At 59.7% G+C, this 22,368-nt stretch carries 21 protein-coding genes and 1 pseudogene; 5 read left to right on the top strand and 17 right to left on the bottom strand.

Annotated features, from left to right (window positions below; genetic code table 11):
• Positions 1 to 58: 58 nt before the first annotated feature.
• Complete coding sequence (locus J0X03_RS09705; RefSeq protein ID WP_004927697.1) at positions 59 to 445, top strand: helix-turn-helix domain-containing protein; 387 nt, start codon at positions 59 to 61, stop codon at positions 443 to 445.
• 25 nt (positions 446 to 470) lie between these two features.
• Here J0X03_RS09705 and J0X03_RS09700 read toward each other — a convergent pair whose 3' ends face one another.
• The 5 genes from J0X03_RS09700 to lysM form a co-directional block, all read right to left on the bottom strand.
• The gene (locus J0X03_RS09700; RefSeq protein ID WP_160204362.1) at positions 471 to 824 is read right to left on the bottom strand and encodes a DUF1304 domain-containing protein; all 354 of its coding nucleotides are present in this window, start codon (positions 822 to 824) and stop codon (positions 471 to 473) included.
• Positions 825 to 1,251: 427 nt separating this feature from the next.
• Entirely contained in the window at positions 1,252 to 2,193 is a 942-nt protein-coding gene (locus J0X03_RS09695) for a pirin family protein (RefSeq protein WP_047574840.1), read from the bottom strand.
• Between the two features lie 106 nt (positions 2,194 to 2,299).
• Positions 2,300 to 2,464, bottom strand: a complete 165-nt coding sequence (locus J0X03_RS09690) for a hypothetical protein (protein ID WP_162837199.1) — start codon at positions 2,462 to 2,464, stop codon at positions 2,300 to 2,302.
• A 23-nt stretch (positions 2,465 to 2,487) separates the two neighbouring features.
• Positions 2,488 to 2,643: a hypothetical protein gene (locus tag J0X03_RS09685; RefSeq protein ID WP_162882310.1), complete on the bottom strand. Its 156-nt coding sequence runs from the start codon at positions 2,641 to 2,643 to the stop codon at positions 2,488 to 2,490.
• 263 nt (positions 2,644 to 2,906) lie between these two features.
• On the bottom strand, positions 2,907 to 3,353 hold the full coding sequence (lysM, locus tag J0X03_RS09680) for a peptidoglycan-binding protein LysM (protein ID WP_060660612.1): 447 nt from the start codon (positions 3,351 to 3,353) through the stop codon (positions 2,907 to 2,909).
• A gap of 228 nt (positions 3,354 to 3,581) precedes the next feature.
• Here lysM and J0X03_RS09675 point away from each other — a divergent pair, with 228 nt between their 5' ends.
• Together J0X03_RS09675 and J0X03_RS09670 are read left to right on the top strand one after the other, a co-directional pair.
• Complete coding sequence (locus J0X03_RS09675; protein ID WP_004934567.1) at positions 3,582 to 3,773, top strand: YdfD/YebW family protein; 192 nt, start codon at positions 3,582 to 3,584, stop codon at positions 3,771 to 3,773.
• 123 nt (positions 3,774 to 3,896) lie between these two features.
• Positions 3,897 to 4,121: a biofilm development regulator YmgB/AriR family protein gene (locus J0X03_RS09670; RefSeq protein WP_016927388.1), complete on the top strand. Its 225-nt coding sequence runs from the start codon at positions 3,897 to 3,899 to the stop codon at positions 4,119 to 4,121.
• An 81-nt stretch (positions 4,122 to 4,202) separates the two neighbouring features.
• Here the strand turns inward: J0X03_RS09670 and ompC are convergent, their stop codons facing one another.
• The 6 genes from ompC to J0X03_RS09640 form a co-directional block, all read right to left on the bottom strand.
• Positions 4,203 to 5,285 (bottom strand): porin OmpC, encoded by a 1,083-nt coding sequence (gene ompC / locus J0X03_RS09665; protein WP_046687263.1) that lies wholly within the window; start codon positions 5,283 to 5,285, stop codon positions 4,203 to 4,205.
• 567 nt (positions 5,286 to 5,852) lie between these two features.
• Positions 5,853 to 6,836, bottom strand: a complete 984-nt coding sequence (gene astE, locus J0X03_RS09660) for a succinylglutamate desuccinylase (RefSeq protein WP_060660611.1) — start codon at positions 6,834 to 6,836, stop codon at positions 5,853 to 5,855.
• Positions 6,837 to 6,846: 10 nt separating this feature from the next.
• The gene (gene astB, locus J0X03_RS09655) at positions 6,847 to 8,187 is read right to left on the bottom strand and encodes an N-succinylarginine dihydrolase (protein WP_103101054.1); all 1,341 of its coding nucleotides are present in this window, start codon (positions 8,185 to 8,187) and stop codon (positions 6,847 to 6,849) included.
• 52 nt (positions 8,188 to 8,239) lie between these two features.
• On the bottom strand, positions 8,240 to 9,712 hold the full coding sequence (gene astD, locus J0X03_RS09650) for a succinylglutamate-semialdehyde dehydrogenase (RefSeq protein WP_060660892.1): 1,473 nt from the start codon (positions 9,710 to 9,712) through the stop codon (positions 8,240 to 8,242).
• Entirely contained in the window at positions 9,712 to 10,746 is a 1,035-nt protein-coding gene (gene astA / locus J0X03_RS09645; protein WP_004934585.1) for an arginine N-succinyltransferase, read from the bottom strand. The genes astD and astA overlap by 1 nt, the downstream gene beginning before the upstream one ends.
• Positions 10,747 to 10,798: 52 nt before the next feature.
• Positions 10,799 to 12,013: an aspartate aminotransferase family protein gene (locus tag J0X03_RS09640; RefSeq protein WP_015378175.1), complete on the bottom strand. Its 1,215-nt coding sequence runs from the start codon at positions 12,011 to 12,013 to the stop codon at positions 10,799 to 10,801.
• A 675-nt stretch (positions 12,014 to 12,688) separates the two neighbouring features.
• On the opposite strand from J0X03_RS09640, the pseudogene J0X03_RS09635 reads away from it, so the two are divergent.
• Positions 12,689 to 13,658: pseudogene (locus tag J0X03_RS09635) on the top strand (alpha/beta hydrolase).
• Positions 13,659 to 13,660: 2 nt separating this feature from the next.
• Here the strand turns inward: J0X03_RS09635 and J0X03_RS09630 are convergent.
• From J0X03_RS09630 to J0X03_RS09605, 6 genes are all read right to left on the bottom strand, one after another.
• Entirely contained in the window at positions 13,661 to 14,629 is a 969-nt protein-coding gene (locus J0X03_RS09630) for an ABC transporter ATP-binding protein (protein ID WP_033650921.1), read from the bottom strand.
• Complete coding sequence (locus J0X03_RS09625; RefSeq protein WP_160204363.1) at positions 14,619 to 15,605, bottom strand: ABC transporter ATP-binding protein; 987 nt, start codon at positions 15,603 to 15,605, stop codon at positions 14,619 to 14,621. The genes J0X03_RS09630 and J0X03_RS09625 overlap by 11 nt, the downstream gene beginning before the upstream one ends.
• Entirely contained in the window at positions 15,602 to 16,552 is a 951-nt protein-coding gene (gene opp4C / locus J0X03_RS09620; RefSeq protein ID WP_046687269.1) for an oligopeptide ABC transporter permease, read from the bottom strand. Before opp4C ends, J0X03_RS09625 begins: the two co-directional genes overlap by 4 nt.
• Before the next feature lie 4 nt (positions 16,553 to 16,556).
• Positions 16,557 to 17,513 (bottom strand): ABC transporter permease, encoded by a 957-nt coding sequence (locus J0X03_RS09615; protein WP_004934604.1) that lies wholly within the window; start codon positions 17,511 to 17,513, stop codon positions 16,557 to 16,559.
• A 48-nt stretch (positions 17,514 to 17,561) separates the two neighbouring features.
• Positions 17,562 to 19,250: an ABC transporter substrate-binding protein gene (locus tag J0X03_RS09610; protein ID WP_033643412.1), complete on the bottom strand. Its 1,689-nt coding sequence runs from the start codon at positions 19,248 to 19,250 to the stop codon at positions 17,562 to 17,564.
• A gap of 154 nt (positions 19,251 to 19,404) precedes the next feature.
• Complete coding sequence (locus J0X03_RS09605) at positions 19,405 to 20,823, bottom strand: aminotransferase-like domain-containing protein (protein WP_042784770.1); 1,419 nt, start codon at positions 20,821 to 20,823, stop codon at positions 19,405 to 19,407.
• A gap of 144 nt (positions 20,824 to 20,967) precedes the next feature.
• Between J0X03_RS09605 and J0X03_RS09600 the strand changes: the two genes are divergently transcribed.
• Complete coding sequence (locus J0X03_RS09600) at positions 20,968 to 22,368, top strand: cytochrome ubiquinol oxidase subunit I (protein WP_004934615.1); 1,401 nt, start codon at positions 20,968 to 20,970, stop codon at positions 22,366 to 22,368.

The raw sequence follows: 22,368 nt of genomic DNA, 5'->3' as shown, positions 1-22,368 counted from the left end.
TCCGCGGCGGCAAGTTGTGTATACTTCACCGCTATGTAGATCTCACACTGACGCACTGATGATACAAGAACACCATCTCTCATTGGTCTGCGCCCTCAGCAAATGGGTCGAAACTCACCTCGGACGAGTGATCCATCTCGAAGAGCTGGCCGAGTACTCCGGCTACTCGCTGTGGCACATGCAGAAGCTGTTCAAAGAAGCGACAGGGATTTCGCTGGGCAAATACATTCGTGAACGCCGTCTGGCCGGCGCGGTCTATCAACTGCGCAGCAGTGAAGCGTCGATTTTCGATATCGCCCTGGACTTTGGCTTCGGCTCACAGTCCCACTTCACCTACATGTTCAGAAAGCGTTTTAATATCACGCCTTACGATTTCCGCCAGGATCTGAGCGTCGATCTGCATATCGATCCGCCGCTGCACGTCATTCATCAAAAATCCGCCTGATTTTCGCCCGCCGCCAACCGGCGGGTTAACGCGCGCCCCAGACCGCCAGCAGCGCGATCGCGGCCGGCAACGCCTGCACCCACAGGATCTTGCGGCTGGCGGTCAGCCCGCCGAACACGCCGGCCGCCAGCACGCAGCCGAGAAAGAACAGCTGCAGCGCCACATCTTCACGCCAATAGCCCCATACCAGGCCCAGCGCCAGAAAACCGTTGTACAGTCCCTGGTTGGCGGCCAAGACCCGCGTGGCTGCGGCGAACTCCGCCGTCGTCCCGAATGCTCGCCTGCCGATCGGCGCGCGCCACAGGAACATTTCCAATACCAGGATATAAAGGTGGAGCGCCGCGATAAGCAGCAGAACAATGTCAGCAATGAGCGTCATGATTATCCAAATAGCGAAATGGGGATGCCGTCAAGTATAAGTGATGGGTGAATATCGCTCACCATCCAAGATAAAAAAACCCGCCGAAGCGGGTTTATGCAGGAGTCATTTTTTGAGGTTAGTGTAATACGGCAACCAACAATGCCGCGACAGAGACCCAAAACAGCGCCGTGGCAACCACGACATGGGACAGTCTTGCACGATAAAGAACTTGGCTCATAATGACCTCACTGACATCAGACTAACGGGAGACAACCTGACTTCCTGAGGATTATCCTAATCTTCTTCCGTTTATCATTATATGCGTCAGATCACTATTTCGTTGAGAAACTTTATATTGTCGTGAAGCTGGAGCCGCGATCACATTTATTGCGCGTTATTAGAGCGAAATAAGTCGAATAATCTCGGCGATTATATCCTAACGCTATCAAACTTCGCTCCACGGCAGGCGTGGCGCGACCATGCGCTCACCGGAATAACCGCTGACCGCCGGAAAACGATCCGTTTCCTGCTCCCAATCGCGCTGAGCCTGAATAATTTCCGCTTTGGTATGGCCAACGAAGTTCCACCAGATAAGGATCTCTTCATTTAACGGCGCTCCACCGATTAATAATCCCCGGCTGCCCTTCTCTGCATTTAACTCAATAGAGTTATTACCCATGCCTAAATAGGCGAATGCGTCAGGTGAAAATGTTTCACCATTAAGTTCAAATGCACCAATCAGGGGCAAAAAGCCGATTTCATAATCATCGCGCAGCGGCAATTGCGCCGTCGCCGCCTCTTGCCATTCCATATCAATGGCGATTAATGGCGAAAGAGTAAACACCGGTGAACGATAAGCGCCAAATTCCCCGACCAGCAAACGGTGATTCACGCCGTTATTACGCCACTGCGGCAAATCGGGATAATGATCGAATCGCGGCGTCATGTCGGCATATTCAGCCGGCAACGCAATCCACAATTGTGCGGCGTGCAGTCGTCGGTCCTCGCCCACCGACTGTTCCGTATGCGCGATGCCGTGCCCTGCGGTCATCAGATTGACCTGCCCCGGACGGATCAACTGTTCGCTGCCGAGGCTATCGCGGTGCAGCACCTCACCCTCGATCATCCAGGTAAAGGTTTGCAGACCGGTGTGCGGATGCGGCCCTACGTCCATGCCGGGCGCGGTGCCGTTGAATACCGTCGGGCCGGCGTGATCGAGAAAACACCAGGCGCCGACGGTGCGCCGCTCCCGGGTTGGCAACGCGCGGTTGATAGGAATGCCGCCCACTTCGGCATTGCGCACGGCAATGCGCTGGATCTGGCGCGCGCCGTCAATGACAGGGCACTCGCGTGAGGGTGAAAAGCGCGTAGGACGTGACTGACTCATCGCAAAGACCTCCTGAATGGCGCCGATTCGCCAAGGATAATCGCCCCAGCTTAGCACAGGACAACGCCCCCTGGAGAGCGACGACGCTCAGCCGCGCTCACGCGGATTAAGGTGTTTTGATGTAGCAGCTTTTAATATCGATATCGTCGTGGGCATGCCTGAGATCGGAGAAATAAGTCACTCCGAAGAGAATCGACACGACCAGCAGTACAGAAACCAACAGGCCGATAATCGCCAACAGTTTGGTTTCATCGTGGAGATTGGGCTCCATTTTCTCTCCCCTAGTTAATGACGTCAGGTCAGCCACAGCGTAACCGCCAACGTAAAAATGATCAGTGAGCAGGACGCAATCGCCAAAACGACGATCGCAAATTGCGCATCACCCAAGGTTTCTCTGTAGTTTTTATCCGTCAAGGCGTTACGCTGCTGTTTCACTAAATCGGCTTTCACTCGTTCAACTGCTGCATTGCTGTTTGATGGGGCAAGACACCCCCTCAGAATGGGGGAGCGAAATCCCCCTTCGGCTGCTCAGTCCGCAACCGGGCCATGACGCTACCAACTTTCCCCCCCAGGGTCAACACCGCCGCCGCGGGCCGGCGAGCGCAGGCACACGGTATGTGTAACTTTTATTTAGAGGGAAGGGAAATAAGAGATGCTTATAGCGGAGGCAAAAAAAAGCCCGGCACATCGCCGGGCCAGGGGAGACAGAGGCGTTATTGCGGGACACGCAAAACCTGTCCCGGATAGATCTTGTCCGGGCTCGACAGCATCGGCTTGTTGGCTTCGAAAATTTTGTTGTAAAGATTGGCGTTACCATACATCTCTTTGGAGATTGCGCTCAGCGTATCGCCCTTCTTCACGGTATAGAAGCGGCTCTCGGCGTCGGATTGCGCTACCGCCACCTTGTCTTCCACACCGCTGATGCCCGCTACGTTGCCGATAGCCACCAGAATCTTCTCTTTCAGCTCCTGGCTGACGGCATCGCCGGTCACCACCGCTTTCCCATCGACCACCTGCACATCGACTTTGTCGGTGCCCGGCAGGCCGCTCTTATCGAGATGCTCCTTGAGTTTGGCGCTTTGATCTTCGGCGGAGGCATTGCCGGTGACTGTGTCCCACAGTTTTTCGCCCGCTTCTTTGACAAAGTTAAACAAGCCCATAATCACTCCTTTTGATGGTTGCACTAATGCGTTTAAGTAAGGCTTGTTAAGCTTAGCATCGTCAAAAGGATATGCCATCCGCTCACGGCGCCAGAAACGGTTAGAGTATTCCGAAAGTGTCGTCAGCGGCGTTTCAACGGTGATTAATCGCGCAATGATGCTGAAAAATATTGCTTTTTTACCTACACTGTTGCAGACAAGGCGACTCGACGAAGGAGGCGTGCAACGATGTACGCATTGGTGATGTTTGTCTGTTATCTGGATGGTGGCTGCAGTGAAATGGTGGTCGACATATTGCGCGACGAGCCACAATGCCTGGTCGCGATGAAGGAACAGAACTTGCGACACGCCGGTTGTTATCCCATGGAAGAGTTTATCGACGGCTTCTGGTTGCCAGCCAGCGAATATTCGGATTTTTAATTCCCTTCCCGCGCGATGCTGAGGAATTTCTGATTTCATCAGAAACTTCGTCTTCCTCCGAGGCATAAGGCCGCTGTTTTGCTAAATTGCGGCTCCCGAAGAAGAGAGAGACAGAGAAAGGTCATGCCAGCATCAGCTCATTCCAACGAGCAATATGAAACTCTGCTGCGCGACGTCAGCCTGGCGTTAGGCGACGCAGTGTTGCAGTTAATCAAAAACCATAAAAAAGTATCCGGCGGCAATATTCTTTCACAGTTGGTGACCGAAATAGAGCGTGAGCAGGATCAGCAACGTTTCGCCGCGCTGCGTTCCGCCATTGAGCTGGTCGGGTTGGCGCCCAAAGGCTGAGCGCGCGATAAAACAAAGGCAGGGCTTACGCCCTGCCTGATTACCAATCCCGACACAGGATGAAGGTAATGGAATTGCCGCTTAGAAGCGATACGTCAAGCTGACGGCAACGATATCATCGTTGGCCAGTTTCAGTTTGTTATCGTCGCTCAGCTGGTTGATTTGATAATCAACGTAGGTGTACATATTTTTGTTGAAGTAGTAAGTCGCCCCCACTTCCACGTATTTCACCAGGTCGGCATCACCGATCCCTTCGATATCCTTGCCTTTGGACTGCACATAGGCCACGGAAGGGCGCAGGCCGTTCTCGAATTGATACTGGGCCACCACTTCGAAGTTTTGCGTTTTGTTGGCGAAGCCGGAAGTGCCATTGACGCTGATCGGCGTCATATTACGGGTTTCCGCATACATCGCAGCCAGGTAAACCTGGTTGGCATCGTATTTCACTGCGGTGGTCCATGCAGTGGCGCTGTCGCCCTTGCCATATTGCAGCTCTTTCTGCTTGCTGGTGCGGTTAGAATCAGAGAACGCCGCCGCTACGCCGATGCCGGAACCGCCGATGTCCTGGTAGTCCAGAGACAGGCCGTAACCGTCGCCGTTTTGCTTGGTCACGCTGCGACCGTCGCCGTCGTTTTTACCCTGATACTGCACCGCCAGGTTCAGACCTTCCACCAAACCGAAGAAGTCACGGTTACGGTAGGTGGCCAAACCGTTGGAACGGGCGGTCATAAAGTTATCGGTATAGCTGTAGGAGTCACCGCCGAATTCCGGCAGCATGTCGGTATATGCCTCGGCGTCATACACCACCCCGTAGTTACGACCGTAGTCGAAAGAACCGTAGTTGCCGAATTTCAGCCCCGCAAAGCCCAGACGCGTTTTGGTGCCGGCGGTGCCCTGCGCTTCGTCGTGATTGGCCTGGACGTTGTATTCCCACTGACCGTAACCGGTCAACTGGTCATTGATTTGCGTTTCGCCTTTGAAGCCCAGGCGAACATAGGTCATATCGCCGTCATTGGACTTACTGTCGCTGAAATAATGCTTGGCGTTAACGCGGCCGTACAGGTCGAGTTTATTACCATCCTTATTGTAGATTTCAGCCGCGTTGGCGAAGGAGGTGATCGCCCCGAGGGCGACAGCTAAGGCTAATACACTGCGTTTCATCATTTATTTTCCTAGATATTATAATTAGAACCCTGCCCGTCACGCCCAATTTATAGTTTGGGCTGTGATTTTATCTTTTGGTATTTTATGAGCCCCCCTAATGTGGGGTGATGTGACATTAGCATCATGAATCAAAACTTAAAATCAAAAAGTTCATGAAACAACGAGGAGAAAGCATGTTTATTTGTAACCATATATTTCAAAAAAGAGAATACATAACCCATTGAATATAAGAAATTTTTATCACATAACTTATAACCAAAACGGTGCAATGCACCAATTTAGTGCATTTTGGTTTCGTTTTGCGTGCTTTCTGCGCGATTCAAAAGTAACAACAATATTAGCATGGTTATTAAAAGCGTTACTTATTTCACATTTTTATCTTAACAAAGTCACCAGGCAATTAAGGCTTTCCGATAACGGCTGAATACGGCATTTATTCATTCACGTAAAGAAATCCCTATATGACGAATAAAATTCGATTTATGGCCATTTAAATAGCGGGAAATAGCAGATTAAAATAATGAAAGGAATAAACGGCAGCGCGCTAACGGCGCCGCCGAGGATAAATCAATACAACGTAGAACGGGAAACTTCGCTCAACAGCATGCCGGCGCGCAGGCCCAGCGCCACAGTGGGGTTAGGAAACAGTATCCACGCGCCCTCTTCGCCAACGCGATACTCCTCCTGCGGCTGCTCGCACAGCAACATCCCCGGTTTCAACTCGGTGAAGTTGGCGGTGTCATCATCCAGATGCAGCTTGAAATCCTCGCTGTGTTTGATCAACGAGTGCATCACACGGAATACCCGGATCGCCTCGCCCGCGCGCTCCGGCAACGGCACCTCGCTGACCGCCGCCCGCAGAGCGCGATCGATGGCGGCGAACTGCTGCAGATCGTTGCTGCCGAACGGCCGCGCCTTGCCCAGCTCGAGCGTACAGCTCGCCGCATTGAGATGCTCGCTGGAATAGTGGCTGAAAGTCCCGCCCGGCGCGCTGTGTACCACCAGCGCATCCAGATCGGCGGCATCCAGCAGCTTTAGCATCGGTTCGCTGTACGGGCGCTTCTGGAAGGGCAAAATGCCAAAGCGCGGCAAATGCGACTCGCGAATGGCGGTGTGCAGATCGTAATGGAAGCGCGCCGCCTGTTCGCCATCAAAAAAGGCGGCGAGCGTGCGCTCCAACTGCTGGGCGCGCGCGGTTTCCCCGCTGGCGGCGAAGTTGCGGTAGCGGCCGCCGAACATGCGGTTCATGTCGCTGTGCAGATAGCGCTTGCCCGCCCGCATCGCCGCCGGGTTGCCCAGCACCACCAACAGCCGCACCGCCAGCGGCAAGCGGCCGCTCAACAGATCGCCGATTAACTGATTGAGCAGTTCAATCGGCGCGGTTTCGTTGCCGTGTACGCCCGCCGACACCACCAACGCCTGGCGATAACGCTGCCGCGGCGTGAGCTCCAACACCCCTTCCCCCAGCCAACGCCAGCGCAGCTGCGGCGTTTCGCCCTGCCATTCGGCGGGTTCTTTCCCCTCCAGCGTCAGGGGCAGTAGATCGATCATGCAGCCTCCCTTATCGTTGGAACGGATAGATGGACCCGAGACCGAGGATCGACGTCAGCGAATCCAACGCCTCGCGCCCTTCGCGCAGCAGCAGCGGATCGGCCAGGTCATCCTGCGTCAGACGATCGCGGTAATGACGATCCACCCACTCGTTCAGCGTCGCGAACAGCCGATCGTTCATCATGACGCGCGGGTTCACCGCCCGCAGCTCTTGATCGTTGAGCGCCACCCGCAGCCTCAGGCAGGCCGGGCCGCCGCCGTTGCGCATGCTTTCGCGCAGATCGAACACGCGGATTTCATCGATCGGGCCGCCGCTGCCGACCATCTCGTTCAGATAACGCCACACGCCGACATGCTGGCGCGACTCTTCCGGCACCACGATCATCATCTTGCCGTTCGGCTTGGTGAGAATTTGGCTGTTGAACAGATAAGTCGCCACCGCGTCCGCCACCGAGACGCGCTCCGTCGGCACTTCGATCGCCACCAGCTCGCTGTCCAGCGTCGCCATCTTGCGGCGCACTTCATCCAGCGCCTGTTGCTGGCGGTAAAACGCCTGCTGGTGGTGGAACAGCACGTTCTGGTTGCTGACCGCAATCACGTCGTTATGGAACACGCCCTGGTCGATCACCGCCGGGTTTTGCTGCACGAAGACCGTATGCTGCTCGTCCAATTGGTGCAGGCGAGCGATCGCCTCACCGGCTTCGCGCGTCTGGCGCGCAGGATAACGCGCCGGTGCCGTTTCGCCGCCAAACTCCTGGCGACCGTAAACGAACACCTGCACGCTGCGCCTGGCATAATCGCCGCCCAGCCGGTTATGGTTGGCCGCCCCTTCGTCCCCAAACAACGCCACCTGCGGCAGCGCTTCATGGTGGGCGAAATGCCGGTCGTCGTTAAACATCGCCCGCAAAACGTCGGTGGTCGTTTCCGCTTCAATGGCGCGGTGGAATTTATTGTTCAGGTTAGCGGCGGTGAAATGCACCTTGCCGTCTGCGCTGTCCGCCGAGGGGGACACCGTGGCCGCATTGGCGGTCCACATGCAGGACGCCGAGCTGAGCGCCGACAGCAAACGCGGCGATTGACGCATCGCCTGCGCCAGCACCGCCTCATCGCTGCCGCTGAAACCCAGGCGACGCAACATCGGCAAATGCGGCCGCTCCTGCGGCGGCAATACCCCTTGCTGGAAACCGAGATCGGCCAGCGCCTTCATTTTCAGCAGCCCCTGCTTCGCCGCCAGCTGCGGGTTCGATACGCTGTTTTGATGCTGCGTAGAGGCCTCGTTACCGAACGACAGCCCGGCATAGTGGTGCGTCGGCCCCACCAAACCGTCGAAATTGACTTCATATCCTGACATGGCTATCCCCTGGGGATGGCCTGCGGCGACGCCATGACGCCGCCGCAGACGATTAACGGAACGACAAGCCCGGCGAGAGCGTCGCCGGCAGCGACAGGCTTTCGCTTTCCAGCGACGCCATCGGCCAGGCGCAATAGTCCGCCGCATAGAAGGCGCTTGGGCGATGGTTGCCGGAAGCCCCCACGCCGCCGAACGGCGCCGCGCTGGACGCCCCGGTCAACGGCTTGTTCCAGTTGACGATGCCGGCGCGCGCTTCCAGCAGCAGCCTCTCGAACAGCTCGCGCTGCGGCGAGACCAATCCCACCGACAGGCCGTAGCGCGTCTGGTTGGCGAGCCGCAGGGCCTCGTCGAAATCGCGGTAACGCACGATCGTGGTCAACGGCCCGAAGTACTCTTCGTCCGGCACGCCGGCCACGCCGGTCAGCTCGATGATGCCCGGGCTGAGCAGCGAACTGCCCGGCTCCAGCAGACGCATGGCCAGCAGCGATTTACCGCCCAGCGCCAGCAAGCGCTGCTGCGCTTTCAGCATGTTTTCCGCTGCGGCCGCCGACACTACGCCGCCCATGAACGGCTGCGGTTCGGCATCCCAACGGCCGACGCGCAGCTCGCCCGCCACCTGAACCAAACGCGCGATAAAGGCGTCGCCTTCCGCCCCCTGCTTAACCAAAATGCGGCGTGAACAGGTGCAGCGTTGGCCGGCGGAGATAAACGCCGACTGGATAGCCAGGTTGACCGCCGCGTCGCGATCCTCGAAACCATCGACGATCAGCGCGTTGTTGCCGCCCATCTCCAGCGCCAGGATCTTCTCCGGCTGCCCCGCCAATTGGCGATGCAGGTGGTAACCGGTGCCGGCGCTGCCGGTGAACAACAGGCCGTCGATATCCGCACTGGCCGCCAGCGCCTCGCCGGTTTCCCGGCCGCCCTGCACCAGATTGATCACCCCGTCCGGCAGACCGGCCTTCAGCCACAGCTTCAGGGTCTCCTCGGCGGTCAGCGGCGTCAGTTCGCTCGGCTTGAACACCACGCAGTTTCCGGCCAGCAGCGCCGGCACGATATGGCCGTTCGGCAGATGGCCGGGGAAGTTGTAAGGCCCGAACACCGCCAGCACGCCGTGCGGGCGATGGCGCAGCACCGAAGCGCCGTCGGCCATCGCCGTCTGGCTAAAACCGGTGCGCGCCTGATAGGCCTGCAGTGAAATGCCCACCTTGCCGATCATCGCCTGAATTTCGGTCAGGGTTTCCCAGCGCGGTTTGCCGGTCTCACGGCTGATGGTTTCCGCCAGCGACTGTTTATGTTCTTCCAGCAAAGCGGCGAAGCGTTTCACCAGCTGTTCACGCTGCTCGAACGGCGTACGCGCCCAGCCGGGGAATGCGGCGCGCGCGGCTTCGCAGGCGGCGGCGACGTCATCGGCGTCGGCGGCGTTGGCGCGCCACAGCGGCTGATTGCCGACCGGATCGGCCTTGCCCAACTCCGCGCCGCGGCCCTGCCGCCAGACGCCGTTAATCAACAGTGCAGGATGGGACATCATGCTTTCTCCTGTGCAATAAGGGGGAGTACCCGCACCGGGCTGCCCTGCTCGACGCCGAGCGCCGCAGCGGTGGCGGCGTTGATATGCAGGCGGTCGTCATACAGATCGGCATTGACCAACAGTGCGCGGTAATTCTGATAGTTGTCGTTGGCGACCAGATGGACCGGCGCATCGGCGCGCATCGGCGTGTCATCCAGCACCACTTTGACCAGGCGGCTCTGCTTCACCGCACGGATGTGGTCGATTTCGGCTTCCAGCGTCGGGCCACCGTCGAAGATATCGACGTAGCCCTGATAGCTCAGGCCTTCCGCCTCCAGCAGGCGGCGCGCCGGCAGGGTTTGCGGGTGCACTTCACCGATCACCTTCTGCGCGTCTTCGGCCAGGAAATCGACATACAACGGGTGTTTCGGCATCAGTTCGGCGATAAACGCTTTTTGTCCGGTGCCGCTCAGGTAGTCCGCCTTGGCGAACTCGATGGAGAAGAAACGGTGGCCGACGCTCTCCCAGAACGGCGAACGGCCGTTTTCATCGGAGAAACCGCGCATCTCGGCGATCAGACGGCGGGAGAAGCGTTCACGGAACGCGGCGATAAACAGGAAACGCACCTTCGACAGCAGCTTGCCGTTCTCGCCGTGACGATAGTCCGGATCGAGGAACAGCGTGCACAGTTCCGAATGCCCGGTATGGTCGTTGCTGAGGAACAGCGTCGGCACCGATTTATAGACGTTCAGCTGTTTGGAAGCGTGCACCTGCGTGCCGACGCGGAAGCTGTACCAGGGTTCCGCCAGGCCGACGGCCACTTCGATCGCGCAGACCCCCACCGCCTGCCGGCGCTCGCTGTCTTCCAACACGAACAAATAACACTGGTCACTTTGCGGAAGTTCGCCTTGCCAGGTTTTTAACGCCCGCTCAATGCGTGCCGACAGGGTATCTTCATTTTGCGGCAGCGACGTGAGACCGATACCGGATTTGCCGGCAAGCGTCAGCAAATCCGCCAAATCGCGGCGCTCTATAGGGCGAATAATCATCATAATGCGAACCTCTTCTGAATCAGGCTGCGCCGATGAAGGCGCAGCCCGCTGATTAGCTGCAAATGCGCGCCACGGCGCGCGCGAATCGCGCCAGCCCCTCTTTCACATCCTGCTCAGGGATGATCAGCGACGGCGTGAAACGCACCACGTCCGGGCCGGCGATCAGCGCGATAACGCCTTCTTCGTTGGCCAGTTGGGTGATCTGCTTCGCTTTGCCGGCATAGTCTTTCTTCAGTTGGCAGCCGATCAGCAAACCGCCGCCGCGGATCTCGGCGAAGATCGGATACTGGCGGTTGATGTCGTTCAACCCGTCGATGAACCACTGGTGGCGCTGCTTGACGCCTTCCAGCACTTCCGGGGTATTGATGATGGAGAACACTTCCCCCGCCACCGCCGTCGCCAGCGGGTTGCCGCCGTAGGTGGTGCCGTGAGTGCCGACGCCCAGCGTTTTCGCCAGCGCATCGGTGGTCAGCATGGCGCCGATCGGGAAGCCACCGCCCAGCGCTTTCGCGGTGGTCAGCACGTCCGGCACCACGCCGTACTGCATATAGGCATACAGGTGGCCGGTGCGGCCGACGCCGGTCTGCACTTCGTCGAAGATCAGCAGCGCATTATGGCGATCGCACAGTTCACGCAGCCCCTGCAGGAAACTGGCTTCCGCCGGCAGCACGCCGCCTTCGCCCTGGATAGGCTCGACGATCACCGCGCAGGTGCGATCGTTGATAAGCTCGGCCGCTGCGGCCAGATCGTTATACGGCGTATGGGTGATACCGCCCGGCAGCGGCGCAAAGTCCTGCGAATATTTTGGCTGGCCGCCGGCGGACACGGTAAACAGCGTACGGCCGTGGAACGCGTTGTTGAACGCCACAATCTGATCTTTACCGGCGCCGTGCTGGTCGTGCGCATGTTTGCGCGCCAGTTTCAGCGCCGCTTCGTTGGCTTCTGCGCCCGAGTTACAGAAAAACACCTTGTCGGCGAACGTGGCATCGATCAGTTTCTTGGCCAGGCGCAGCACCGGTTCGTTGGTATAGCCATTGCCCAGATGCCACAGTTTGCCCGCCTGCTCCACCAGCGCCGCCTTGACCGCCGGGTGCGCATGGCCCAACGCGTTAACCGCGATGCCGCCGGCGAAATCGATGTAAGACTTACCCTGTTGATCCCACACCTGCGATCCTTCACCCCGCACCAGAATAAAATCGGCAGGGGCATAGACCGGGACCATCCAGTCATCGAAAGACTGGCGGGTAACTGCGATTGGCTGTTCCATAGTGACCTCATAATCTCAGCAAAGGCTGAATTTTGACTGTAAGGACCGCGCAAGCCCGGCTAGGCCGCCACAATGAAAAAAAACCGCTGTTCAAAACCGACTTTCCCAGCGGTGAAAATGCTGTCTCTCACCGCTGATTTAGAAACAAATCTGTTACATAAAATCGGTTTTTCACTATTTATGGCGCTTATCCGGTCCCTGAGCGGGGAGTAAATGTTAACGAGCAGTTAAAATACATGTCGTTTGATAAAGAGTGTAGAGCAGCTATCGTGCCAAAACGGGATTTTTGCCGGATTTTGCTATTTTTTACGTTAAAACAACGGCTTATAATGCATATTTATTCATTTTATATGCATTTGCAATGCATAATTTAAAAAATAAGGCCTAAAATCATCATTGCTCGCGAAATCCTATTCAATTGCGAAAAACTTCAGGATTTCTGATCGCGCTCGCAAAAATAATTTCATCCGATTTGCTCGCCATCACACTTTTTGCCCCAACCCGGTGCAGCGCTGCGCCAGGATCGGGCAATGCGGCGACGAAGCGCCTATTCCATCGGCAGCACCCCGGAAAACGAACCGCGCCGATCGCCGCCGGCCGCGGCTCCCGCTTTATGCGCCAACGACTACACTGTGATTCTGACCGCACTTTTTCTTCTGCGCACAAGGAGTCACCATGCCCAAACGAACCGTCGATCTCAGCCGGCCTCTCCTCCAGCACGACATCCGCGCGTTTCTCGAGACGCTGAATGCCGCTGGCGGTAAACCTATGGAACAAATGAAGCCCAAAGAGGCGCGCAGAGTTTTGGAAGCGGCGCAGCGTAGACGTGCCGCTGCGCGAGGTGGAGATCAGCGAGAAAACCATTCACGTAGAAGGCCAGGATATTCTGCTGCAGCTGGTGCGGCCGGCCAGGGTCAAGGAGACATTGCCGGTATTCATGTTCTTTCACGGCGGCGGCTGGGTGCTGGGCGATTTTCCCACCCATGAACGGCTGGTGCGCGATCTGGTTTACAGCTCCGGCGCGGCGGCGGTGTTCGTCAACTACCCCCGCTCACCGGAAGCGCACTATCCGCAGGCGATCAATCTGGCTTACGCCGCCACGGAATGGGTGGCCGAATATGGCGAAAAAATCAACGTCGACGGTTCACGGCTGGCGGTGGTCGGCAACAGCGTCGGCGGCAATATGGCGGCGGTGGTCAGCCTGATGGCCAAAGAGAAAGGCCTACCGGCATTGCGTTGCCAGATCCTGCTGTGGCCCGTTACGCACGCCCATTTTGATACCGATTCCTATCATCAGTTCGCCGAAGGCCATTTCCTGACCCGCAATATGATGAAGTGGTTTTGGGACAGCTATGCGCCCGATAAGGCGCAGCGCAAAGACATCTACGCCTCGCCGCTCAACGCTACGCCGGAACAGCTGCGGGGCTTGCCGCCGGCGCTGGTGCAGACCGCCGAGCTGGACGTGCTGCGCGATGAGGGCGAAGCCTACGCGCGTCTGCTCGACGCCGCCGGCGTCGAGGTCACCTCTACCCGCTACAACGGGCTAATCCACGACTACGGCCTGTTGAACCCGCTCGCCCACGTCCCGGCGGTGCATTCGGCGATCCACCAGGCCGGGCGCGCGTTGAAACACTACCTGTCCTGACGCTAACCGACCAGGTGGCAAGCCACCTGATGACCGGGCGCCACGCTGCGCAGCTGCGGCGCCTGTTCGCGGCACTGCGCCGTGGCCAGCGGGCAGCGGGGATGGAAACGGCAGCCGCGCGGCGGGTTGGCGGGGTTCGGCGGCTCGCCGCCGGCCACCCACGCCGGCGCGCGTTGCGCATCCAGCGTCGGCACCGCCGCCAACAAGGCCTGCGTGTAGGGATGCAGCGGTTGGCGGAACAGCGCATCGCGATCGGCGCTCTCAACGATCTGCCCCAGATACATCACCGCCACATCCTGGCACAGATGCTCCACCACGCCGAGATCGTGCGAGATAAACAGCAGCGTCACCCCCTGCCGCTCCTGTAAATCGGAAAACAGATTGATGATCTGCGCCTGAATCGACACGTCGAGCGCCGATATCGGCTCATCGGCGACGATAAATTCCGGTTGCAGGATCAACGCGCGCGCAATGCCGATACGCTGCCGCTGGCCGCCGGAAAACTCATGCGGAAACCGCCCGTAATGCTGTGAGGACAACCCGCAGATCGCCAGGGTATCGAGCACCCGTTCGCGCAGTTCCGCCTTGCTCGCCAGGCCATGTTGCAACAGCGCTTCCCCAATGGCGTCGCCCACGCGCAGACGCGGATTCAGCGAGCTGTAAGGATCCTGAAACACCAGCTGCATTTTCGGCCGCAGGGCGCGCAACGCGTCCTTGCTCAGGCCGTCCAACGCCTGCCCTTTGAACAGCACCTCGCCGGCGGTTTTGTCGTGCAGGCCGAGCAGCGTGCGGCCAACGGTGGTTTTGCCGCTGCCGGACTCACCCACCAGCCCGAAAACGCGGCCCTTGCGAATGCTGAAGCTGACGTCGTCCACCGCCTTCAGTTGGCCGGTGGTGCGCCCGAACAGCCCGTCGCGCAGCGGAAAATATTTCTTTAACCCCTTTACCTCCACCAAAGGTTCAGTCGACATACGGATGCCCTCCGGCATTGAGAAAACAGGCGGACTGACGCTGACGGGAGCCGTACAGCGGCGGAATGCCGTCGCGGCAGCGAGCGGAGGCCTGCGCGCAGCGCTCGGCGAAAGCGCAATGCTCCGGCAGCCGCGCCAGATCCGGCACCTGACCGGGAATGGAGTACAAGCGGCGTCGCCGCTGCCCCGGCACCGGCCGCGAGGCGATCAGCCCCTGCGTATAGGGATGTCGCGGCTCGTCCAGCACTTCCCGGGTCGTTCCCTGCTCGACGACGCGCCCGGCGTACATCACCGCCAGCCGATCGGCCATCTGGGCGATCACCCCGAGATCGTGGGTGATCAAGATCATCGCCATGTTGTGTCGCCGGCTCTGCTCGCGCAGCAACGCCAGGATCTGCGCCTGCACCGTAACGTCGAGCGCCGTGGTCGGTTCGTCGGCGATCAGCAGCGCCGGCCGGCACCCGATCGCCATGGCGATCATCACGCGCTGCAGCATGCCGCCGGAAAGCTGATGCGGATAGCAGCGCATCAGCGCCTCCGCGCGCGCCAACCCCACTTCCATCAAGAGTTGAATCGCCTGGCGCCAGGCCGCTTTCGGCGACAGGGTCAGGTGGCGAATCAGCGGCTCAACCAGCTGTTCGCCGAGGGTCAACACCGGATTCAGCGCGCTCATCGGCTCTTGAAAGATCATCGCCAGCCGGTTGCCGCGCAGATCCGCCATCTTGGATGCCCGCAGCGACAGCAGGTTTTGCCCTTCAAAGCGAATCTCACCGCCGTCTATCTGCGCCAGCGGCTGCGGCAACAGCCCCATCAGCGCCATGGCGGTCACGCTTTTGCCGCAGCCCGATTCGCCGAGGATCCCCAGCGTTTGCCCGGCCTGCAGTTCAAGGCTGACCTGTTGCACCGCCCGCACCGGCCCCTGCTCGCCATGAAACGACACCGACAGCCGGTCGAACGCCACCAGCGGTTGACTCATCGTTTTACCCCGCTCATTTTCGGATCGAGCGCGTCCCGCAGGCCGTCGCCCAAGATATTGATCGCCACCACGGTGACGAAGATCGCCAGCCCCGGCGGCATCCACAGCCAGGGGCGGCGCTGAAAGTCGATCAGGCTATTGGCGGCGTCCATCATGTTGCCCCACGACGGCGTCGGCGGCACCACGCCCAGCCCAAGGTAGCTCAACGCCGACTCGCTGAGGATGGCGTTGGCCACCGCCATGGTGGCGACCACCACCAAAATCGGCACGGTATTGGGCAACAGATGGCCGAAGAGGCGCCGCCGAGTGGAGAGCCCCAGCACTTCGGTGGCCAACATGAAATCCCGCTCGCGCAGCGACAGGATCTGGCCGCGCACCAGCCGCGCCAGCGACGGCCAGCCCAGCAGGCTCAGCATGATCATCACCATGTAGATACGGTAGTCCGGCGACACGTCGAGTTCGGTCAGCATCGCCCCCATGATGATCAGCAGCGGCAGGCCAGGAATGGTCATCAACAGATCGGCGAAGCGCATGATCAGCCTGTCCGCCACGCCGCCCAGATAACCGGCGAACGCCCCCAGTACATAGCCCAGCGTCACCGACAGCAGCATCGACACCAGGCCGATGGTCAGCGATATTCGCCCCGCCAGCAGCAGCCGGGTGCAAATATCGCGGCCGAGAAAGTCGGTGCCCAACCAATGCGCGCCGCTCGGCGCCTGATTGATGTTCAGCACATCGCCGGCGTCGTCAGGCCACGGCGACAGCGACGGCCCAATCAGGCACAGCAGCGCCAACAGCACCAGCAGCGCCAGCGAGATCATCGCCGGTCGGTGGCGGCGCAGACGGCGCCAGGCCTGCGCGGCGGGCGGCGGAGACAGCTGCGCCAGCGCCGGCAACTGCGCCTGGCGCCAGCGGCGACGGCGCCCGAAAAACAGCGTTACCCACATCGTGTTACCTCAAGCGAATGCGTGGATCGGCGTAGGCGTACAGAATGTCCGCCAGCAGATTGCCGAGAATGGTCAACGCCGCCAGAAACAGCGTGAACCCCATCAATACCGGATAATCGCGCGCCGCCAGCGAATCGATATGGATATGCCCGGCGCCCGGCCAGTTGAAGATTTTTTCGGTGATCAGCGCGCCGGAGAACAATCCCGGCAGCTCGAACCCCAGCAGGGTGATGATCGGCAACAGCGCATTGCGCAGCGCGTGTTTGAGGATCACCGTTTTCTCCCTGAGCCCTTTGGCGCGCGCGGTGCGGATATAGTCCATGCGGATCACCTCCAGCATGCTGGCGCGAAAATAGCGCGTCAGGCTGCCGGCCTGCAGCATCACCAGCGCCAGCACCGGCAACAGCAGGTGCGCCGCCACCTCCAGCGCCCAGGCCAGCCCGCTCGCTTCGCTGCCGGTGCGCAACATGCCGCCCGCCGGCAACCAGTGCAGATCGACGGCGAACCATTTGATCAGCAATAGGCAAAGGAAAAACGTCGGAAACGACATGGCGGCGAACACCGCCACGGTGATCAGATGATCGAACAGCGAATAGGGTTTCATCGCCGAGATCACTCCCACCGCCAGCGCGATGCCCCAATACAGCACCATCGCCACCGCCGCCAGCAGGAACGAGTTCCAGATGTATTGGTTCAGCAGCGTGCTGACCGGGATCTGATACTGCAGCGAGAAGCCGAGATCGCCCTGCAACAGCCGGCCAAGCCAATGCAGGTAACGGCTGAACAAGGGCTGATCCAACCCATACAGCGCCCGCAGCTCGGCGGCGCGTTGCGCGGTCAGGTTGATATTGCCGTCGATAAAGTCGCCGGGCGCCAGGGCGAAGATGCAAAAAATCAGCAATGAAGCCAGCAACAGCATCGGGATAGTCTGCAACAAACGGCGCAGGATAAAATTTCTCATCGCGAATTCCATCGCCGCCGCCCGGAATGGCGCGGCGGCATCGGGGCGTTACGGCGCCGGTTTGACGTTCGGCAGGCTGCCGACCAGTCCGTTGTAGATATCCGGTTTAAAGCCGGTGACGCGCGCGCTGCTGGCGCTCAAGATTTCGCGGTTGCCGAGCAGGATCACCGGCGGATCGTCCGCCAGCACCTGATACAGCTGATGGTACAGCGGCTTACGCTGCGCGATATCCAGCGTGGCATTGGCTTTGGCGATCAGCGCGTCCACCTGCGGGTTGTGGTAGCCGGTCTCGCTCTCGCGGCTGATGAAGTCGCGTACGCCGTCGTGCGGATCGTTCAGCGTGCTGGTGCTGAGAGACGCCAGGTCGTAATTGCCCGCCTTGCGCTGCGCCAGCAGCGCGTTGAAATCCAATACCTGCGGTTTCAGCACCACGCCGAGCCGGCGGTAGTTATCCTTGGCGATCGGCACCAGCGCGTCGTTGATCAGCTTTTTGGTCACCAGTAGCGTCAGCTCCAGCTTTTTACCGTCTTTCTGCCGGATGCCGTCAGCGCCCACCTGCCAGCCTGCCTCGTCCAACAGCTTTTTGGCCTTATCGAGATCGTAAGCGTAAGGATTGATGCCGTTGGCGTCGTAAGCCCAGGAGATCGGCGAAATCGGCTGGTTGGCGACCTTGCCGTACCCTTGGTACACCACGGCGATCAGTTTTTGCCGATCGAGGCCGTAGATCAGCGCCTGACGCACCCGCTTGTCCTGCAGCGCCGGGCGTCTGAGGTTGAAATCAACCCGGCTGTAATCGCTCGAGCTGTAAAGGTTGATATTGGCGAAACCGAGCAGCTTGAGCTGTTCGATATCGTCCGGCTTGGCGGTAAAGGCGTCGTAGTCGGTCTCACCGGTCTGGAACAGCTGGAAGTTGGTGGCCGGGTTGGTGACGCGATAGATAAAGCGCGCCATCGGCGGCGGGCCGAGGTAGAAGTTCGGGTTGGCGTGGAAGCGGATTTCCTGCCCCGGCACGTACTTGTCGTAAATGTAGGGGCCGTTGCCGAGCGGCTTGCCGTTCAAGGCGCGCACGCCGTCGAGCTTGCCGCGCTGATAGTCTTTGCCGTAGTAAGCCCGCGACAATACCGGCCCGCCAATCAGTTGCAACGTGGTCGCGCCCGGTTGGGTGGTGACGATCTGAATGGTGCGATCGTCGATCACCTTCAGCCCGCTGATGCCGGCCGCGGTGCCGTTTTTATACTCGGCGCCGCCCTGAATGTGCGCCGGCGTGATATCGGTATCGCCGTCATAGGCCGGGTCATGCAGCAGCGTCAGGGTAAAGGCGATATCGTCGGCCTTCAGCGGCGAGCCGTCGCTGTAGACCAGATTCGGCCGCAGCTTGATGGTGTAGGTCAGATTATCGGGGCTGACCTGCCAGGACTCCGCCAGGCGCCCTTCCGGTTTGCCCTGGCTGTCCAGGCCGATCAGCCGGCTGAAGATTACGTCGGTCACGTTCTCGTCCCAGCCGTTGGTGAACAGATACGGGTTGAAAATCCCCTGCGGCTCCGAGATGCCCGCCACGACGGTATCTTTGCGCAGTTTGGCGGCGGCCGGCACCCGAGCGGCGTCGCTGGCCGGCGTAATGCCTTCGGCCAGCGTTTCCGCCTGCGCGGCGGTGCTCAATCCCAGCGCGCAGACCAACGCCAGCGGCGTCAGCCGATAGCGCAACAGTTTGTTTAGCTTATTTTTTATTCCACTCACCCACTGCCCCTCGTCTACCCGTTGATAAAAATGTGACAAAATTTATCGCAGAGTAATGGGCGGCTGGAGGGCTGTCTAACAACGAAACCGGCATTCCATTGCCGAAAAAAGCATTATGAATTTTTCTGGGGCGAAGCGGCGGGAAAAACGCGATTCAGCCGGCCGCCGCCAGCCCCCGGATAAGTTTGGCTAAGGTTTTTATCGCCTCTTCAAAGCGGTCATTCCATTCAAACGAGGCGTTGAGACGGAAGCAGTGGTTGAAATGGTCGCCGGTGGTAAACATGCGCCCCGGCGCGATGCTGATGCCCCGTGCGAGTGCGCGCCGGTACAGCTCCATCGACGACAGCGCCGGGTCGAGTTCCAGCCACAGGAAATACCCGCCGTCGGGCTGACTGACTTTCACCGTCGGCGGAAAATGGTGGGCGATCGCCTGACGCATTGCGCTTTGGCGCTGGGCCAGCAGGCGTCGCAGCCGCCGCAGATGGGTGTCGTAGCCGCCGTGCAGCAGATAATCCGCCAGCGCCATCTGGGTCGGCACGCTGGTGGAAACGGTGCTCATCAGCTGCAAACGCTGGATCTGTTGCGCATAACGCCCCGCCGCCACCCAGCCGACGCGAAAGCCCGGCGCCAGACATTTGGAAAATGACGAGCAGTGCAGGATCTGGCCGCCGCTGTCGAGCGCCTTCGCCGGCAACGGCCGTTCGGCGCTGAAGTACAGCTCGCCATAGACATCGTCTTCGATCAGCGAGATCTGCCGTTCGCGCAGCAGCGCCACCAGACGCTGCTTGTTGGCCTCCGGCAGGGTGGCGCCCTGCGGGTTCTGGAAGTGGGTCATCAGCCAGCAGGCTTTGATCGGATACTGCTCCACCGCCTGCTGCAACGCGTCCAGATCGATACCGTCCTGCGGATGCGTGGCGATCGCCACCGCCTTCAGCCGCAGCCGTTCCAGCGCCTGCAGCGCGCCGTAAAACGCCGGCGACTCGATCGCCACATAGTCGCCCGGTTGGGTCACCGCCTGCAAGCTGAGGCTGAGCGACTCCATCGCCCCGGCGGTGATGACGATCTCGTCCGGCGCGACCTGCATGCCGCTCAGCGCATAGCGTTGGGCAATGTGCCGCCGCAGCGCGTCGTTGCCCGGCGGCAGGTTGACCAGCGAACTGTGCGGCGTGAACTTGCGCGCTACGCTGCTCAGCGCCCGCGCCAGCTTCGGCTGGGCGAACAGCGTGGCGTCGGGAAACGCCGAACCGAAAGGCACGATGTCCGGATCCTTGCAGGCCTGCAGCACGTCGAAAATAAAGGCGTTGATGTCCACCTGCTCGCTCAGCAGCAGTTTCTCGCCGCGCGAAGGCTGCGGCAGCGGCTGCGGACGCGCCGCCACATAGTAGCCCGACTGCGGCCGGGCGACGATCCACCCCTGGCTCTCCAGCAGTTGATAAGACTGCACCACCGTCATCAGGCTCAATCCGGCGCGTTTGCCGCTCTCGCGCAGCGAAGGCAGCTTGTCGCCCGCCCGCCACACCCGGTTCTGGATCTGTTCTCTAATCTGCTGCGCAAGCTGCTCGTATCGGGTCATAACCATTAACTGTTATATGAAAAAGTAAAATAACTGTCACTATTATAGGCACTGTACTCCGTGCTTAACTTAACGCCAAGCATTTCACATAAAAATGACAGCTATACTCAAGAGGTTAATTTATGTTCAACCCTAGGAGGCGCCATGCTGGGTCTTGATGCACTGGAACTTGCCAGAATACAGTTCGCCTTCACCGTGTCTTTCCATATCATTTTCCCCGCCATCACCATCGGTTTAGCCAGCTATCTGGCGGTGCTGGAAGGATTATGGTTGAAAACGCACAATGAAGCCTATCGTGAGCTTTATCACTTCTGGTCAAAGATTTTCGCCGTTAACTTCGGCATGGGCGTGGTATCCGGGCTGGTGATGGCTTACCAGTTCGGCACCAACTGGAGCTTCTTCTCCGAGTTCGCCGGCAGCATTACCGGGCCGCTGCTGACTTATGAAGTGCTGACCGCCTTCTTCCTCGAAGCCGGTTTCCTCGGCGTGATGCTGTTCGGCTGGAACCGCGTCGGCCCCGGCCTGCACTTCTTCGCCACCTGCATGGTGGCGCTCGGCACGCTGATCTCCACCTTCTGGATCCTGGCCTCCAACAGCTGGATGCAGACCCCGCAGGGGCATGAGATCATCAATGGCCAAGTGGTGCCGGTTGACTGGCTGAAGGTCATCTTCAACCCGTCCTTCCCGTATCGCCTGCTGCACATGTCCACCGCCGCCTTCCTCTCCTCGGCGTTCTTCGTCGGCGCGTCCGCCGCCTGGCATCTGCTGCGCGGCCGCGACACGCCGGCAATGCGCAAGATGCTGTCGATGGCGATGTGGATGGCGCTGATCGTCGCGCCGGTGCAGGCGCTGATCGGCGATGCACACGGCCTGAATACGCTGAAACACCAGCCGGCGAAGATCGCCGCCATCGAAGGCCACTGGGAAAATCCGCCGGGCGAAGCCACGCCGTTAATCCTGGTCGGTTGGCCGGACATGCAGCGCGAAGAGACCCGCTTCAAGCTGGAAGTGCCCTATCTCGGCAGCCTGATCCTGACGCACAGCCTGACCGAGCAGGTGCCGGCGCTCAAATCGTTCCCGCCGGAAGATCGCCCCAACTCCACCGTGGTGTTCTGGTCGTTCCGCATCATGGTCGGGCTGGGCATGCTGATGATCCTGGCCGGGGTGTGGAGCCTGTGGCTGCGCTGGCGCGGCGGGCTCTATCAGTCGCGTCCGTTCCTGTATTTCATCCTGTGGATGGGCCCTTCCGGGCTGCTGGCGCTGCTGGCGGGCTGGTTCACCACCGAGATAGGCCGCCAGCCGTGGGTGGTGTACGGCCTGCTGCGCACCAAGGATGCGGTGTCCGCGCACGGCGATCTGCACATGAGCATCAGCCTGCTGGCGTTCATCATCGTCTACTGCTCGGTGTTCGGCGTGGGCTACTCCTACATGATGCGCCTGATCCGCAAAGGGCCGCAGCCGCATGAACACCAAGAAGACAATACCGAGGGCCGCCCGGCGCGTCCGCTGTCCGCGGTCAACGACACTCTGGACGACAGGAGCTGA

Origin of the sequence: Serratia ureilytica, from assembly GCF_017309605.1 — a bacterium.
In the GTDB taxonomy this organism is placed as follows: Bacteria; Pseudomonadota; Gammaproteobacteria; order Enterobacterales; family Enterobacteriaceae; genus Serratia; species Serratia ureilytica.
Note: the sequence above shows the minus strand (reverse complement) of the source record. Positions and strands in the feature narration are given on the sequence as shown.